The sequence below is a fragment of the Pseudomonas sp. PSPC3-2 genome (assembly GCF_049897085.1).
GTDB lineage: Bacteria > Pseudomonadota > Gammaproteobacteria > Pseudomonadales > Pseudomonadaceae > Aquipseudomonas > Aquipseudomonas paraveronii.
This window is the reverse complement of sequence record NZ_JAFCVO010000001.1, coordinates 84,393-99,903: the sequence shown is the minus strand read 5'-3', so window position 1 is coordinate 99,903 and position 15,511 is coordinate 84,393. Positions and strand designations below refer to the sequence as shown.

Genomic DNA, 15,511 nt, shown 5'->3' with positions numbered 1-15,511 from the left:
GGGCGCTGGGTTTACCTCACCTCAGGTTGAAAATAATTTGGATTTATTGCGCCTGAATGCAAAAACCCAAGCGCGGGAAGTGAACATGCACGGTGCCGCCGCGTTCGTCAGTCCGGCGCAGGATCAGTTCTTCGCGGCCGGCAAACAGCAACTCACCAACCACCGGGTCGGTGCCGTAGTCGGTGGCCGCAATGCTCACCGCCTGGCCGGCCGTGAAGCCATTCAAATCCTCGAACACTTCATCGGGCAACGCCGCCGGGGTGGCGTGACGCGCCACGTCCAGGGCTTGCTCGGTGCTCATCTCGGTGGCAGTGCCATGGCCAACGCTCAGCACCCGGTCGAGCCAGGTGGCGACGGCGGGATACGCGTCGACCAGCGGCGCGGTCACCGGCGAGCCTTTGAGGAACCACAGCGGATGGGCCAGGGCAAAATCGGCGATCGACGGCTCACCGAACAAAAAGTCCCCCGCCTGGTGCTGCAATTGTTGGTCGATGCGGCTGATGATCGCCGGCCATTGATGCTTGGCCTGCTCCAGATGCAGACGGGCTGCGGTACCACCGCTGAACAGCTTGGCGCGATCCGCCACCAGCACTTTGAGCATTTCGGGCGGGACTTTGGCGAACTTGGCCGCCAGGGATTCGGGCTGGAACACCAACGCCACCGCATGGGCGAACACCACCGAATCGGCCCAGGCGGCGAAACCCTGGGTGACCAGTTCCAGGCCTTGGGGAAACAGCGCCGGCCCGGCTTTTTCCTGCTCCAGGCGGTGGGCGATCAGTGCCGTGTCACAGTAGATATCGGCGCCGACCTGCAGCACCGGTGTCTTGCGGTAGCCGCCGGTGAGGGCCATCAGGTCCGGCTTGGGCATCACCGGCGAGATCAGCACCGAGCGCCAGGACAAGCCCTTGAAGCCCAGGAGCAGGCGGGCTTTTTCAGCGAAAGGGGACTGCGGGTAGTGATGCAGGATCAATTCAGACATACCAGGCTCCGCTCAATTAAATGAGCGGTCAGCTTAGCCTGCAAAACTGCGCTGGGGTGAGATAGGCGCCCATCAATCAGATCAATGCGCCACTCGCCGCCAGGCATTCCTTGGCGCTCTTCTTCAATTTTTTGATCAGGCGTTCCTGGCGCAGCGCCTCGCCCTTGCTGGCGCACTGCTCGGTGTACACCAGCGCGACGGCGGGGCTGGAGAGGAAAAACCGCGCGCCCTTGCCGCTTTGATGGGAGGCAAACCGGCGCACCGGGTCATTGCTGATGCCGCAATACAGCGAACCGTTGGCGGCACGCACCAGGTAAACGAACCAGGGTTTGGCTTCAGAAAGATCAGTCACGGGTCGATTCGGCAAACCAGAGGAGCGCCAATCTTATCAACGACTCGCCTGAAATGCCCTCAGGCCTTTGAGCGCCTGGGCGCGCACGGCGTTTTTCAGCGCGGGCGACCAGCCCAGCAACAGCCCCTTGATGCCCAGGGCCTGGCGCGACCAGCGCCACAGGTCGAAGTGGTCGTGGTGTTCGCAGATCTTGCCGTCGCGAAACACGAAGCGCGCGCCGATGTCGTTGACCACCGTGTTGCCGGTCGCGCTGAACAGGTACGTCGCCACCCAATGCGCGCTGCCGGTGGTGTCATCACTGCGCACGTGGTCGAAGGTCAGGGAAAAATCCTTGGCCCGCGTGGTGAGCATGCGCCACATATCCCCGGCATCACGCCCACGCAGTTCGCCGAACGCCGGGTCGCTGAACACCACGTCGTCGGTGTAGCAGGCGGCCATGGCTTGCGCATCAAGGCGCTGGAACGCGCGGTAGAACTCGCTGATCAGGGCGTTATGGGCATCACTCATGGGCAGGCTCCGCTGGCGTCGAAAAGATAGCGCACGATAAGCCGCCCGCAGCGCCAAGGCTACCAACATTCGCCGGGTAAATAAGCCGCTGACCGCTGCGGGCTCAGGGCACCATGCCACTGCTGCGCGCGTAGGCGAACAGATCCACATCGGTGGAGATGCACAGCCGGGTCATCGCGGTGCTTTTCTGCTTGCTGATGGTCGAGATGCTGCGGTTGACCCGCGCCGCGATCTGGCTGACGGTCATGCCGCTGGCGAGCATGCGCACCACTTCGCGCTCCTTGCCGGACAGCTGCGGCACGGCTTGCTGATCGCCCGTCCCGGCCTCGGCCAGTTGCGCACGCAAACATTCGCTGACGAAGGTGCGCCCTTCACTGACGGCGGCAATCGCCAGGGGCAGTTCGCGGGCCGACGCGCTTTTGGCCAGGATCGCCCGGGCCCCCTGGGCAAACGATTCGCGCAATGTGGCGACGTTGGCAAACATGGTCACCAGAATCACCGGCAAGTCCGGATGCCGGCGCCGCATCAGGCCCAGCAAGCCATAGCCGTCGGCTTGCTGGTTACCCGGCATGGCGAAGTCCGTCACCAGGATATCGCACGGTGTGCTGTCCACCAGCGCCAGCAACTGATCCGGGCCGTCGGCCTCGGCGACGACTTTGCACCGGCCGTTGGCTTCTATCACCACTTTCTGCCCGATACGCACGATGGGATGATCGTCAGCAATAATTACGCGAAGCATGAGCACCACCATGATGGCAACTTGAATCCGCGCAAAATACTCCCGGATCGGATCAGCAACAACCGCCCCGCAAAGCCGTAATGGCAGATAGCCCAGCAATCTATGGGAGCAGGATTTTGCCCCACAGAAAAAAAAGAAATTGCTCACGCTGACGACCTACAGCAGTCATCGCCTAGAGCTGTCATCCATTTCCTAACAGCGACAAATACTTCAAATACCCGATCAAGTCGCCGCGCAATGCAAGCAAGTGCTCAAGGTGCGCGGCCACCCCATCGCGATTGATCGCCTCGATCAACTGGTGACCGCGCACCTCCAGCGGTGTGGCGCCGAAGAACGCCACGCTGCCGATCAATCGGTGCAAGTGCTCGACCGTTGCCTGCGCTTGCAGGCAGTCGGTGGCCTGGGCCAGTGCATGCAGATCGAGCTCGGCTTCATGCACCAGGCTCGCCAGGATGCCGGGCAGCGCCTCGGTGCAACCGAACATTTGCCCCAAGCGGGCTCGACTCGGCCAGCGCCCCTCGACCGCCATGACCGGCTGCGCAGCCTCGCTGATGCGCGGGCCGGGCAGCCAGTCGCCGAGCACTTGGCGCAGTTGTTGAAAGGTCACGGGTTTGGCCAGCCAGGCATCCATGCCGGCGGCCTGGCACTGCTCGATTTCGCGGGTTCCCAGCGTGCCGGTGAAGGCGATGACCGGCACGCGCTCCGTACCGGCGCGCTGTTCCCGGCAACGCAGTTCACGGGTCATGGCATAGCCGTCCAGCACCGGCATCCGGCAGTCGCTGAAAATCAGGTCGACGCGGGTGACATCCAGAATCGCCAGCGCGGCCTGGCCCTGCACGCACACTGCAAAGGCCAGCCCCAATCGCTCCAGCATCGCGCCCATCAGCAGGCAGTATGCGGGGTGATCGTCCACCAATAGCACCTTGAGTTCGCGCCAATGCCGCGTCAATGGGGGCTGCGCGCCCAGGTCATCCCCTGCTCGGTCGCCTGGGATAGGGCCTGATGACATGACTACCTCAACTTCAAGAAGCGCGCGGCGCCGGGATCGACAACCTCGACGGCCGACAGAACCTGCGCCGACAGATGGGCGAGGGTTCAAGCGCTGATGCTCACATCCGTTCGAATGGGCCGTGAAGCTGTATCGGCGGGGAAGCTATTCGAAATAGGGTGGCTGAGCGATACAACAACTACGAAATCCTTATATTTCCTACAGACATTAAAACGAGTTCCGACAAGTCGATTGTGTGTGTGCGACATCCGCCCAATGTCGTATTTGTTGTATTTGCCAGAAGCCCTCCCCCCGATAAATTGCCCGGCATCCCAAGAGCGGGACGCGACCGGCCATTCCAGTCGGTCGCAACGCAACTGCCAAAGGGCCCCCAGCCTCTTGGCAGTCAGCTTTGCACCGGAAGCGTTATCACATGAAAAAGTCCCTAGCCGCCCTCACTGCCGCCATCGCCCTTGTCGGCAGCGGCACGACGTTCGCCGCCAGTACCGTGGACCTGACGGTCACCGGCTTGATTACCCCAAGCGCCTGCACGCCGACACTGTCCGGTAGTGGCAAGGTGGATCACGGCAAGATCGCGGCAAAAGACCTCAACCCCACCGCCCCAACCAAACTGCCCACCGCCCGGTTGCAATTGAGCGTGGACTGCGAGGCCCAGACCCTGTTTGCGTTGCGCAGCACCGACAACCGTCCCGGCTCGTCAATGGACGGCCAAGGCGGCAGCGGCTACGGCTTGGGCCTGATCAACAACCTGCAGAAAATCGGCATTTTCTGGATCTCCCTCAGAGACCCGGTGGCCGATAACGTCGCCGTCGAGCCGATCGAATCGTTGGATGGCGTGAGCTGGAATGCCATCGACGATGTGATGTGGATGAGTGAAAAACTGGCGGCGTTTGGCGACGGCTCGACAGGCCAGAACCGTAAGCCGATCCCGATCAAGAACGTGGTCACCGAGATGCTGATCGACACCACGATCGCCGCCGCCAACAACCTGGACCTGAGCAACGAAGTACTGATCGACGGCTCCGCCACGATCGAAGTCAAGTACCTGTAACTCATCATCCACGCAGGGCATTGCCCACAGAGGTTGTTCATACCATGCATAAATATTTCCCCGCCCTGCTGGCGAGCCTGCTGCTGACGAACGTGTCCAGCGCGTTGGCGGCCAGCCAGATCGACCTGAGCGTGACCGGCGTCATCACCCCCAAAGCCTGCACGCCGGGCTTGTCGGATGGCGGCACCGTCGACCACGGCAAGCTGACCTCGCGCGACCTCAACCAAGACAGAGACACGCTGCTGCCCCGCAACACCCTGCGCCTGAACGTGCAGTGCGAAGGCTCGACGCTCTTTGCCTTGACCACCATCGACAACCGCCACGGCACAGCGGTGATTCCCAACCACCACGGCCTGGGCACGACCCCCAACGACGAGAACCTGGGCAGCGTTTCGCTGACGTTGAACAACCCCGTGGCAGACACCCAGGCCGTGCGCACCCTCGTGTCCCTGGATGGCGGCACCACCTGGGCGCCCGGTACGCAGTTGGGCCACCTCAACCTGCTCGCGGTGGCCGCAGTGGACAACACCACTCAGCCAATGGCGGTGACGGTCTTCGACGCGGACATCGTGCTCTACACCCGAATTGCCCGCGCCGATGGCCTGACCCTCACCGACGAAGTCAACGTCGACGGGCACGCGACCCTTGAGATGAAGTACCTGTAACACCCGTAAAACCCTGTCCCTCCCTGGACACCCTGTATTCCTATCCATCCCTGGAGCTTCACCCGTCATGAAAAAACTACTGCACACCAGCATTGCCGGTGTACTGATCGGCTGCGCCTTCCCGGCGTTTGCCGCCTCCACCGTCGACCTGGCTGTCACAGGCCTGATCGTGCCGTCGGCGTGTACGCCAACCCTCTCGGCCAACACCGTCGACGTGGGCCGGGTTTCGGTCAAGGACCTTAACCAGGACACCCGAACCCAACTGACCCCGACCACCCTGCAATTGGGCATCGACTGCGAGTCAGCGACGCTGTTTGCCATGCAGACCACCGACAACCGTGCCGACTCCGGCGCCCACGCTGAATATGGTATCGGCAAGACGATCCCCGGTGAGCGTATCGGCGGTTACTACATGAGCCTCGACAAAGGGGTCGCCGACGGGGCTACCGTCACGCATATCTTCTCAACCAACGGCGCCGACTGGGGCACCATGCGTCCGGGTGATGCCTGGACAACAACCTTTATGGTTTCGATTCGCGACCCCGGCGCAGCGCGAGTCCCTGTCCCTGCCAAAAACACGCAGATGGCGCTCTCGGTACTCCCGTTCATCCTCCCGGCAAAGAACGTGACCATCACCGAAGACACCCCGATAGACGGCTCGGCCACGATCGAAGTCAAGTACCTGTAACGCCATGACCTTCACTCAATCCGCCAAGAGCATTCACGTCATGAAGACCCCGATAAAAACCCTGATCGCCGGCTGCCTGATCGGCAGTTTTTCACCGGCATTTGCCGCCTCCACCGTCGACCTGACCGTCAAGGGCCTGATCGTGCCGTCGGCGTGTACGCCAACCCTCTCGGCCAACACCGTCGACGTGGGCCGGGTCTCGGTCAAGGACCTTAACCAGGACAGCCGAACCCTACTGACCCCGACCACCTTGACGCTGAGCGTTAACTGCTTGTCCCCAACGCTGTTCGCCATGAAAGCCACCGATAACCGCGCCGATTCCTCAATCACCGTCAGCGAATTTGGCGTCGGCAAGACCGCTACCGGTGAGCATATCGGCGGCTATATTTTGTTGCTCGACAACGCCATAGCCGATACGGCTACCGTCCTGCCTATCGCTTCCGTCGATAACGGCACCACCTGGTCCCGTCAATGGAATGACGACGCATGGGCCACCTCGGTCCTGCTTTCGATCAAGGCAGCCAGCGGGGCGTTGATACCTATCCCGGCCAAAGACACGCAGATGGCGCTCTCGGTCAACCCGTTCATCAACCCGGCAAAGAACGTGACCATCACCGAAGACACCCCGATCGACGGCTCGGCCACGATCGAAGTCAAGTACCTGTAACCCACCGCCTTGCCCGATGCCCGTACCACCCGTTCAACACCAGGTAGCTCACCCCATGAACCTGCTTACTCGCTTGCCGACATTCGCCTTTATGTTCACGGCAGCGCCCTTGGCCTTCGCCCTCTCCATTGTGGAGTTGGAGGTCAACGGCCGAATCACCCCCAGCGCGTGCAACGTATCGCTGTCGGACAACGGCCTGGTCGAGCACGGCAAGATCCTGGCGACGACGCTCAACGCCAGCGAGTTCACGGTGTTGCCGAACCAGCTAATGGGCTTGAGCATCAGTTGCGAAGGCCCGGTGTTGTTCGCCTTGGTGGGCATCGATAACAAGCGCGAGTCATCGCTGGCGCCGGATTATTTTTATGGGCTGGGCGTGAACCCCCACGCACCCGGCGAACGCCTGGGCTCGGTCAGCCTCTCGCTGCGTGGGCCGGTAGGCGACTCGCAGTCGATGCAAACCCTGACGTCATCCGACAACGGCGGCACATGGTCACCGGAGCCTTACGTGTATCCGGGCCTGTTCATGGGCTTTGCGCGCGTCGGCGACACGCTGCCCGCGCCGATCCGGCAATTGGTGGCCTCCCTGCGGGTCGACACCTCGATCAGCCCGGCCAACACCCTGACGCTCCAAGAAGAGGTGCCCCTCGATGGCTCGATCACGCTGGACCTGCGCTACCTCTAACACCGCACCGCCGCCGCCCCGGTCACGCACCGTGCGCTCGGCGGCCCATTTGAAGAGCCCTGCTATGAACCTGATTTTTTCCGTTTGGCGCGCAATGCCGCGCCTCTGCTGCGTGGCATTGGCCGTACTCGGCGCCAGCGTCGCGCGTGCCGACGGCATGGTCCCGGACACCTCGGTGGTGATCGTCAACGAGGCCGATGGCGAGGCCACGGTCTCGGTCACCAACACCGACAACAAAATGGCCCTGCTGCACGTGACCCTCGAAAACATCCCCGAGGACACGGACACGCTGTTGTTCGTGACCCCGCCGCTGACACGGGTCGAGGCGTCCAAGAGCCAATTGGTGCGGTTCATCCTGCAAACGCAGGCGCCGCTGAAAACCCAACGCCTCAAACGGGTGATTTTCGAAGGCATGCCCGCCCAGCGCGACCCGGCCAAGGCCGGGCATGCCCAAGTGGGCGTGACAGTCCGCCAGAACCTGCCGGTGATCATTCACCCCAAGGGGCTGGCGCCCAATCGCACGCCGTGGCTGGGCCTGGAATGGACCTTGAAGGCCGATCAACTCAGCGTCCACAACCCCACCCCGTATGTGGTGCGCCTGGCCCAGGAGCTGCAACTGCTACCCGGCAACGCTTCGGCGATGCTGCCACGCACGTACCTGCTGCCGGGTGAAACGGTGACCGTCACCGCCAACGGGGCCAGGGCCGGGGCCACCACCGTGCGCCTGCAACCCGCCACGGTGTACGGCTTTGCAGTCGCGCCCCACGACGCGCCCATAACCCTGTGATGCGACGGCGCCCAGGGATGCAACGGCGCCTCTATAACGAAGTGGCCGCCTACTGAAGGCCACCGGGAAGGTCTGGCGCGATAAGGAATCGAGTCGGGCACTTCCATTATCTGAGTGCATTTGTGTGAACACAGTCATCCATTTCCGTGACGGCAAAGCCGTGCCCGGCGTTTCACCGCGCCTGGCATTGCTGGTGCTGACGCTCAGTCAGGGGCTGCTGACGAACCTGGCATGGGCACAAACGCCGTCGTCGACAGGTTCCTTTGACCCACAGACCCTGCTCCAGCGCGGCATCGACCCTGAACTCGCCAGCCTGCTGATGCAGGCCCCGCGTTTTACCCAAGGCCGCCATGCGCTCAACCTGACGGTCAACGGCCAGCGGCGCGGGCGCGTCGATGTCAGCGTGGATCAGCACGGCGCCACCTGCTTCGACCCGCCGCTGCTGGACGCCGCGCAGTTGGTGACGCCGTCTTCGGGCCCCGCCGAGGAAAGCAGTTGCTACGACTTTCTCCAGCAATACCCGCAAACCGTGATCGAGCATGACCCGGCCAACCTGAGCCTGAACCTGGTGGTGCCCACCCAGGCCCTGCGCCCGGTCACCCAGGACATTTCCGGCTATCAGACCGGCGGGTTTGCCGCGCTGCTCAACTACGACGTGACCGGCCTGTACAACCACTACGGCGACGATTCCAGCCGTTTCGGCTCGGCCAATACCGAGGTCGGTTTCAACGCCGGCGACTGGATCGTGCGCAGCCGCCAGGTGCAGACCTGGCAAGACAGCAGCTCAAGCACCACCCACCTGGACGCCTACGCCCAGCGCACCTTCGCCAGTCAACAAGCGGTGTTGCAGGCCGGGCAGATCAACCTCTACAACCCGGTGCTCGCAGGTGCGCAAATCACCGGCGTGCAAGTGCTCACCGAACAGGCCCTGCAAGACCAGAACCAGAGCGCGACCATCAACGGCATCGCCAACGGCCCGGCCCAGGTGGAAGTGCGCCAGAACGGTACATTGATTCACTCCACCGTGGTGCCCGCCGGCCCGTTCAGTTTAAGCAATGTGCCACGCCTGAATGGGCGCTCCGACGTCGAAGTCACGGTCAAGGAAACCACCGGCGAAGAACGGCGCTTCACCGTGCCCGCCGCCATGCTCGGCCTGGGCCTGCCCGCGCCCGGTTACTCGGTGGCGGCCGGGCGTGTGCGCAATATCGGCGACGGCCCGGGCGCCGAACCCTGGGTGGTGAGTGCCGGCTGGAGCGCCGCGCCGCATCCGCAGGTCAGCTTCGGCAGCGGCGTGTTGGCGGCCGAGGATTATCGCTCGGCGGGCCTGAGCCTGGGGCTGTTGCCTTGGCAGGACAGCCAGGTGCAAGTCGCCATGGTCACCTCCGAAGCCTCGCGGCGTACCCAGGAGCGCGGTGTGCAGACCGACCTGTCGTGGTCGCAGAAACTGAGCGAACGCTGGGCCTTCACGGCGGCCAATTCCTGGCGCACCCAGGGCTATCGCGACCTCACCGAGTCGACCTACATCGCCGACACTCGCGAGCAGCAACGCGCGCGCTACCGCGACCAGCAGAGCGCAACCACCTCGTGGTCGCATCCGTGGCTGGGCGCCTTCAGCGCGGGGTTTTCGCGTTCGTCCTCGTTCCAGGGCGACAGCAGCAGCCGCGCCCTGGCCTCCTGGGGCACGCAAGTCGCCGGCATGTCGGTGTCCGCCACCGCCGAATGGCATGTGGGCGGGCGCCGCTATAACGACGACAGCCTGTACATGACGGTCAGCCTGCCCCTGGGCGAAAGCCGCCGTGGCCGCGCGTGGGTGCGCAATTCCGGTGGCGAGCACCGCACCGGGCTTGGGCTCAACGAACAGCTCAACGACCATTTGGCGTATCGGGTCGGCGTCGAACATGACACCCGCGACCGCGAGGTCGAGTCGTCCCTCGGCGTTTCGGCCCTGCCGTTCTACAGCCAGTTGGACTTCAACTACACCCGCTCCGACGCCGAACGCTCCAGCTACCAGGGCGGCGCACGCGGCGGCGTGGTGCTGCACGGCGACGGGTTGACGTTCTCGCCCTACCCGGTGCGCGACACCTTTGCCGTGCTGTCGGTGGGCGACATGGCCGGGATCAAGGTCAACACCCCCAGCGGCCCGGTGTGGACCGACTGGCAGGGCCAGGCCGTCGCGCCCCAGCTCAGCGCGTATGGGCGCAGCCCGCTGGAAGTGCAAACCCGCTCGCTGCCGCGCAATGCCGATATCCACAACGGGCTCGCGGTGGTGTCGGCAGGACGCGGCGCAGTCGACCGCATCGAGTTCGGCGTGTCCCTCACCCGGCGTGCCCTGCTGACCCTGGACACCCCGGTGCCACGCGGCTCGACCGTCACCACCGAGGACGGCGAGTTCATCACCCTGGTCCAGGAAGGCAACCAGGTGTTCTTGCCTGACGTCCTCGACACCCGCCCCCTGTGGATCAAAGCCGCCGGCCAGCCGCGCTGCCACTTGCGCTTTGAACTGCCGGCCAAGGCCGACCCCCACGTGTATTTCGAAACCGCACCGGCCCGTTGCCAGAGACCTTGAGGAATTCCCCATGAAACTTCAACCCTGCCTGGCAGCCCTGCTGCTGTGTACCGGCACCGCCCTGGCCCAGGACGACTGCCGCCTGGACCTGAGCGAATCGCGCCTGGATTTTGGCCTGATGAACCGCGCTATCGCGTCAACGCCGACGCCGGAGCGACTGCTCGGCGAACGGCGCCTGTCCTTGACCCTCAACTGCCCGGAAACCGGCGACATGAGCCTGTTCTACCGCGCCCTGGCCGCCGGCACCGAGCGTTTGCGCTTCACCGACGGCGGCAGTTACCGGGTGCAGGTGCATGACGCCGTGCTCGATGGCCGCGCGGTGCAACTGGGCTTGCTCGCCGGCCCGGGCCAGGCGCCCGCCCAGGTGGGGGCGAGCCTGACTTGGCGCGCCGACCACGGCATCGTCGCGCTGCACGACGGCCAGCCCGCCGCCGGACGCAGTTTTTCTGCACAACTGCAGGTCAGTGCCTGGGCCCGGGAAGAGGCGTTTCGGGTGCGCGATGCCGAGACCTGGGAAGCCTCGGCGCTGGTCGACGCACCCGCCTCCGGGCGCTCACGCGAGCTGCATCTGCAAGCGCGCTTCGCGCCGGCCGCCTGCACGCCAACCCTGGCCAACAACGGCACGGTGGACTTCGGCACGTTGTCGGTCAGCGACCTGAACCGCGACAAGGACACCGCCCTGCCCGCCCGCGCGCTGGGCCTCACGGTCACCTGTGACAGCCCGACCCGATTTGCCCTGGTCATGCACGACAACCGCGCCGGCTCTGCCACCGGCGGCATCGATGAAACGGCCTATGGTCTAAGCCTGGATGCACGCGGGCAGAAAATCGGCCGCTATTACTTGCTGGTCGACCCGGCCCGGGCGAGTGCCGACAACCTGCCCCAGTTGTATCGCACCGACTCGACCACGGGCGGCGCCGCCTGGAGCAGCGCCAGTGCCTCCCCCCTTCCCATCGGCGCACGCAGCCTCCTGGGGTTTACCGCCACGACCGGCAGCACCGAAGGCCCGAATGCCCTGCAAAACCTCAGCGCGTTACTGAGCCTGAAAGCCTTTATCGCGCCGCTCGACAGCCTGGACCTGAGCAGTGAAATAGCGCTCGACGGTTCGGCGACCCTGGAAATCACCTACTTATAAACACTATTGGAGACCCCCATGTTCCATCGATACCTGATCCTCGCTGCCGCTGACCGAAGAAATACCCATCGACGGGTCCATGACCCTGACCGTGAAATACCTCTAGGAGTTGAACCATGAAAAAATCGCTGATCTTTCTGGTCGCCTGTACAGGGCTGGTCAACCTACCCCCGGCGCATGCCGCCTCCACCGTCGACCTGAACGTCAACGGCGTGATCATCCCGGCGTCCTGCACCCCGAGCCTGTCGGCCAACGGGCTGGTCGACTTCGGCAAGATCGCCCAGCAAGACCTCAACCTCGCGACGGGCACGCGGCTGCCCCTCAAGTCCCTGGGCCTGACGGTGATCTGCAACGGTCCGGTGCGTTATGCGTTGCGCATGCGCGACAACCGCGACGGCTCGGCCCACGTCAACAGCGAGATTTATTACGGATTGGGCTTCGACAACAGCGCGAACAAGATCGGCGTGTACTCGCTGGCGTTCGATCCAAAGCAGACCGTGGTGGATGCCGTGTCCGAGGTCTACGGCACCGAATCCACCACTGGCGGCCTGGCCTGGCGCACGGCCAACCGCAACCCGATCGACATCGGCGCCAAAAGCCTGCTGGGCTTCACTGACACCGCCGGCAGCACCGCCGGCCCCTCGGCGATCCAGAACCTGAGCAGCACGCTGACCCTGGAGACGGTGATCAACGCCAAACAGAACCTGGACCTGAGCACCGATATCGTCATGGACGGTTCGGCGACCCTGGAGGTGGTGTACCTCTAGACTCTCTCGCTGCTGACGTCGACGTACTTCGCCCGCCCCGCACCGAGGCCGGCGACGATGGCGCCCAGGCCGATCACCGCGAAGACCCAGCCCGTGGCGGCCCAGCCGCCGGTCCAATCGTGAATCAGGCCCACCGCGAGCGGCCCCAAGGACGCCAGGGTGTAACCGAAGCCCTGGGCCATGCTCGACAGGTTGGCGGCAACATGAGCATCCCGCGAGCGCAGCACGATCAACGTCAGCGCCAGGCTGAACGTGCCGCCTTGCCCCAGGCCCAGCAGAATCGCCCAGCCCCACAGCCCGTCGAGCGGCGCATACAGGCAGCCCATCAGCCCGCCGAGGGTCAGCAGCATCACCACCACAATGGCCAGGCGCTGGTCCTTGCCGCGTGTGGCCAGCCACGGCGCGGTGAGGGCGCTGAGCAGTTGCACGATGATCGAACCGGACAGCGCCAGCCCGGCGTCGGTGGCACTCAGGCCGCGGTCGATGAGGATCGACGGCACCCAGCCAAACACGATGTAGGCCAGGGACGATTGCAGGCCCATGTACAAGGTCACTTGCCAGGCCAGCGGATCACGCAGCAAGCCCTTCACCCGGTAGGCGACGCGATGCGCGCCGTGCTTGTGCCCGACTTGCGGCAACCAGCACAGCGCGGCCAGCAACGCCGGCAGCATCCAGAAGCCCAGCCCGATGTTCCAGTTGTTGCCGAAGTAGTCACTCAAGGGCACCGAGGCCCCCGCCGCCAACGCCGCGCCCAGGCACAGCGCCATGGTGTAAACGCCGGTCATGGTGCCCGCCTGTTTGGCGAAGTCGCGCTTGACGATACCGGGCAACAACACGCCAATGATGCCGATGCTGGCACCGGCGATCAGGCTGCCGGCAAACAGCCCGACTTCACCGAACGCACTGCGCAGCAGAATACCGGCGGCCAACGTCAGCAGAATCCCCAGCACCACCCGCTCGGCGCCGAAACGCCGGGCGAGGATCGGCGCCAGCGGTGCGAACAGGCCCAGGCACAGCACCGGCAACGTGGTCAGCAAACCGGCCCTGGCCGCCGACAACCCCAGGCTGCTGGAGACCTCACTGAGCAGCGGCGACAGGCTCGACAGCGCCGGGCGCAGGTTCAGCGCCACCAGCACCAGGCCCAGCAGCAACAGCCACGGCCGGCTCACCAGCGGGTGGCTGTGCTGGACCCCGTCGTCGTCGGCCTCCGCGTCGATCAGCAGTTGTTCCAACTCGGGCGTGCGTTTGGCTTCAGGGTTCATTGATCAACTGCCGGCAGAGGGATTTGGCGCGCTCCGGGTCTTGCTGCGCGACGGCATCAAGCAGCGCGGTGTGCAGGTCGAACACTGCCTGGCGGCGCGGCGAAATGTTCAGGGTCTGGCGCAATTGCGCGCCGATGATGCTGGAAAAGTACTGGTACAACTCGCTCAACGCCGGGTTGTGCGCCGCGTCCACCAACTGTTGGTGGAATACCAGATCAGCGCTGATGTAGGCCTCCAACTCCCCGTGATACAGCGCGGCGCTGGTGCCGAGCGCCGCGCGCAGCCGGTGCAGGTCTTGCTCGGTGCGCCGCACGGCGGCCAGGCCGATGGCCTCCACTTCCAGGATCTGCCGCGTCTCCTGCGCCTGTTCCAGGCTGCAATGGGACAACGCGCGCATGGCGCCCAGCGGGTCCGTCATCGACCGCAGGTAACTGCCGTCGCCCTGGCGGATCTCGATCAATCCGGAAAACGCCAGCACACGCATGGCCTCGCGCACGGTATTGCGGCTGATACCCAGTTCCGCCGACAGCTCAGGCTCGGTGGGCAGGCGCTCACCGATGGCCCAGACGCCTTGGGTGATGCGCTGGCGCAACTGCTCCAGGGCCTGGTCGACCAGGGAGCGTTTGATCAGGGGGGTGATGTCTGTCATGGGCTTTGGGCTTTCGTCCAATCATAGGATGAATTCCCCTACAGCCTATTCGGACCAGCCTACAAAGGCAACGCACTAGGGTTCTTAGGCAGGAAAAAGGAGCAGTATTTTCGATTGTTAAAATCACCCTTAAAGGGTAATTTCAGCCTTAGGTGTCTTATGGAAAAGTACACACCTCATTACGATTTGGCGGTGATAAAGGCGGATGTCATCCGGTTGGGTAGCAGAGCATTCACCGCAAGCGCGCGGGAGGGGGCTCGACAACTTGAGTTGAACATCGGCCAGATGCGACTCGCGGTCTGCGCCCTTGAGAGTCGAATGTTGTACAAGTCAATGACGACCTATTCAGACCACCGTGTGTGGCAGGACGTCTATCTGATCAAGATTTACGGTACGGAGATTTACATCAAAGTGACTTACCGCCCAGGCGGTGGTCCTCCCGTAATCTCCTTCAAGGAGAAAACCTTATGAAAACCCAACAATGCATGAGCTGCGGAGCCCATGACGCAATGCAGCATTTCGAAGGTCGCACCTTCACGATCAACACACGCGGCATGATCCGGGATATCCCTGATATTGCAGGCTGGGAATGCCAGGTCTGTCACGAGGTCGAATTCGATTCGGACACCGATAGCGCAGAGCGTTATTCCGATGCCAGCGATAAGTTGTTAATGGATGCCAGGACAATCATCGCCGCCGAAATGAAACGAATTCGCCGCAAATTGCATCTGACGCAGAAAGACGCGGTAAGGCTATTGACCGGCCGCGGCCATAACGCGTTTTCCCGCTACGAAAGGGCTGAAATCTTTCCGCCTGCGCCACTGCTCACATTGATGCGTCTACTGGATAAACATCCGCATCTACTGGCTGAAATAGAGGCGCTCAATGCCGGCGAAGACCTGAACCATCTGCTGATCGCAAAAGATGCGCAGCTTGCAACTCAAGCGTCCGCGTAAAAACAGCAGGCAAAAATAAACCCGGCCGGGTGCCGGGTTTATCGCTTCAA

The 15,511-nt window shown here is 63.5% G+C and carries 18 protein-coding genes; 11 read left to right on the top strand and 7 right to left on the bottom strand.

Going from position 1 to position 15,511, the window contains the following annotated elements; all coding sequences use genetic code 11:
- Positions 1-43: 43 nt before the first annotated feature.
- The 5 genes from ACP7CJ_RS00465 to ACP7CJ_RS00445 form a co-directional block, all read right to left on the bottom strand.
- Positions 44-979, bottom strand: a complete 936-nt coding sequence (locus tag ACP7CJ_RS00465) for a glutathione S-transferase family protein (protein WP_426099685.1) — start codon at positions 977-979, stop codon at positions 44-46.
- A 76-nt stretch (positions 980-1,055) separates the two neighbouring features.
- The gene (locus ACP7CJ_RS00460; protein ID WP_247407777.1) at positions 1,056-1,331 is read right to left on the bottom strand and encodes a GIY-YIG nuclease family protein; all 276 of its coding nucleotides are present in this window, start codon (positions 1,329-1,331) and stop codon (positions 1,056-1,058) included.
- Positions 1,332-1,367: 36 nt separating this feature from the next.
- Positions 1,368-1,838, bottom strand: coding sequence for a nuclear transport factor 2 family protein (locus ACP7CJ_RS00455; RefSeq protein ID WP_426099686.1), 471 nt, complete (start codon positions 1,836-1,838; stop codon positions 1,368-1,370).
- 103 nt (positions 1,839-1,941) lie between these two features.
- Entirely contained in the window at positions 1,942-2,577 is a 636-nt protein-coding gene (locus tag ACP7CJ_RS00450) for a response regulator (protein WP_426099687.1), read from the bottom strand.
- Positions 2,578-2,758: 181 nt separating this feature from the next.
- Positions 2,759-3,586, bottom strand: a complete 828-nt coding sequence (locus tag ACP7CJ_RS00445; RefSeq protein WP_426099688.1) for an Hpt domain-containing response regulator — start codon at positions 3,584-3,586, stop codon at positions 2,759-2,761.
- A gap of 412 nt (positions 3,587-3,998) precedes the next feature.
- On the opposite strand from ACP7CJ_RS00445, the gene ACP7CJ_RS00440 reads away from it, so the two are divergent.
- The 9 genes from ACP7CJ_RS00440 to ACP7CJ_RS00400 all read left to right on the top strand — a co-directional run bounded on the left by ACP7CJ_RS00440 (position 3,999) and on the right by ACP7CJ_RS00400 (position 12,594).
- Positions 3,999-4,637, top strand: a complete 639-nt coding sequence (locus ACP7CJ_RS00440; RefSeq protein WP_426099689.1) for a DUF1120 domain-containing protein — start codon at positions 3,999-4,001, stop codon at positions 4,635-4,637.
- Positions 4,638-4,681: 44 nt separating this feature from the next.
- On the top strand, positions 4,682-5,302 hold the full coding sequence (locus ACP7CJ_RS00435; RefSeq protein WP_426099690.1) for a DUF1120 domain-containing protein: 621 nt from the start codon (positions 4,682-4,684) through the stop codon (positions 5,300-5,302).
- A gap of 67 nt (positions 5,303-5,369) precedes the next feature.
- On the top strand, positions 5,370-5,990 hold the full coding sequence (locus ACP7CJ_RS00430) for a DUF1120 domain-containing protein (RefSeq protein ID WP_426099691.1): 621 nt from the start codon (positions 5,370-5,372) through the stop codon (positions 5,988-5,990).
- Positions 5,991-6,030: 40 nt separating this feature from the next.
- Positions 6,031-6,657 carry a DUF1120 domain-containing protein gene (locus ACP7CJ_RS00425; RefSeq protein ID WP_426099692.1) on the top strand — a complete coding sequence of 209 codons (627 nt, stop codon included), beginning with the start codon at positions 6,031-6,033 and terminating at the stop codon, positions 6,655-6,657.
- Positions 6,658-6,712: 55 nt separating this feature from the next.
- Positions 6,713-7,339 (top strand): DUF1120 domain-containing protein, encoded by a 627-nt coding sequence (locus ACP7CJ_RS00420; protein WP_247406159.1) that lies wholly within the window; start codon positions 6,713-6,715, stop codon positions 7,337-7,339.
- A 64-nt stretch (positions 7,340-7,403) separates the two neighbouring features.
- Positions 7,404-8,126, top strand: a complete 723-nt coding sequence (locus tag ACP7CJ_RS00415) for a fimbria/pilus chaperone family protein (protein WP_426099693.1) — start codon at positions 7,404-7,406, stop codon at positions 8,124-8,126.
- Positions 8,127-8,250: 124 nt separating this feature from the next.
- Positions 8,251-10,692, top strand: coding sequence for a fimbria/pilus outer membrane usher protein (locus ACP7CJ_RS00410; RefSeq protein WP_426099694.1), 2,442 nt, complete (start codon positions 8,251-8,253; stop codon positions 10,690-10,692).
- A gap of 10 nt (positions 10,693-10,702) precedes the next feature.
- On the top strand, positions 10,703-11,827 hold the full coding sequence (locus ACP7CJ_RS00405) for a DUF1120 domain-containing protein (RefSeq protein ID WP_426099695.1): 1,125 nt from the start codon (positions 10,703-10,705) through the stop codon (positions 11,825-11,827).
- 116 nt (positions 11,828-11,943) lie between these two features.
- Positions 11,944-12,594, top strand: a complete 651-nt coding sequence (locus tag ACP7CJ_RS00400) for a DUF1120 domain-containing protein (protein WP_276196608.1) — start codon at positions 11,944-11,946, stop codon at positions 12,592-12,594.
- Here ACP7CJ_RS00400 and ACP7CJ_RS00395 read toward each other — a convergent pair.
- Positions 12,591-13,856 carry a CynX/NimT family MFS transporter gene (locus ACP7CJ_RS00395; protein ID WP_276196607.1) on the bottom strand — a complete coding sequence of 422 codons (1,266 nt, stop codon included), beginning with the start codon at positions 13,854-13,856 and terminating at the stop codon, positions 12,591-12,593. The two genes, ACP7CJ_RS00400 and ACP7CJ_RS00395, sit on opposite strands and share 4 nt — an antisense overlap.
- The gene (locus ACP7CJ_RS00390; protein WP_426099696.1) at positions 13,846-14,505 is read right to left on the bottom strand and encodes a FadR/GntR family transcriptional regulator; all 660 of its coding nucleotides are present in this window, start codon (positions 14,503-14,505) and stop codon (positions 13,846-13,848) included. Before ACP7CJ_RS00390 ends, ACP7CJ_RS00395 begins: the two co-directional genes overlap by 11 nt.
- Before the next feature lie 159 nt (positions 14,506-14,664).
- Between ACP7CJ_RS00390 and ACP7CJ_RS00385 the strand changes: the two genes are divergently transcribed.
- Both ACP7CJ_RS00385 and ACP7CJ_RS00380 read left to right on the top strand, forming a co-directional pair.
- Entirely contained in the window at positions 14,665-14,976 is a 312-nt protein-coding gene (locus ACP7CJ_RS00385) for a type II toxin-antitoxin system MqsR family toxin (protein WP_426099697.1), read from the top strand.
- Complete coding sequence (locus ACP7CJ_RS00380; protein WP_426099698.1) at positions 14,973-15,461, top strand: type II toxin-antitoxin system MqsA family antitoxin; 489 nt, start codon at positions 14,973-14,975, stop codon at positions 15,459-15,461. Before ACP7CJ_RS00385 ends, ACP7CJ_RS00380 begins: the two co-directional genes overlap by 4 nt.
- Positions 15,462-15,511 lie beyond the last annotated feature (50 nt).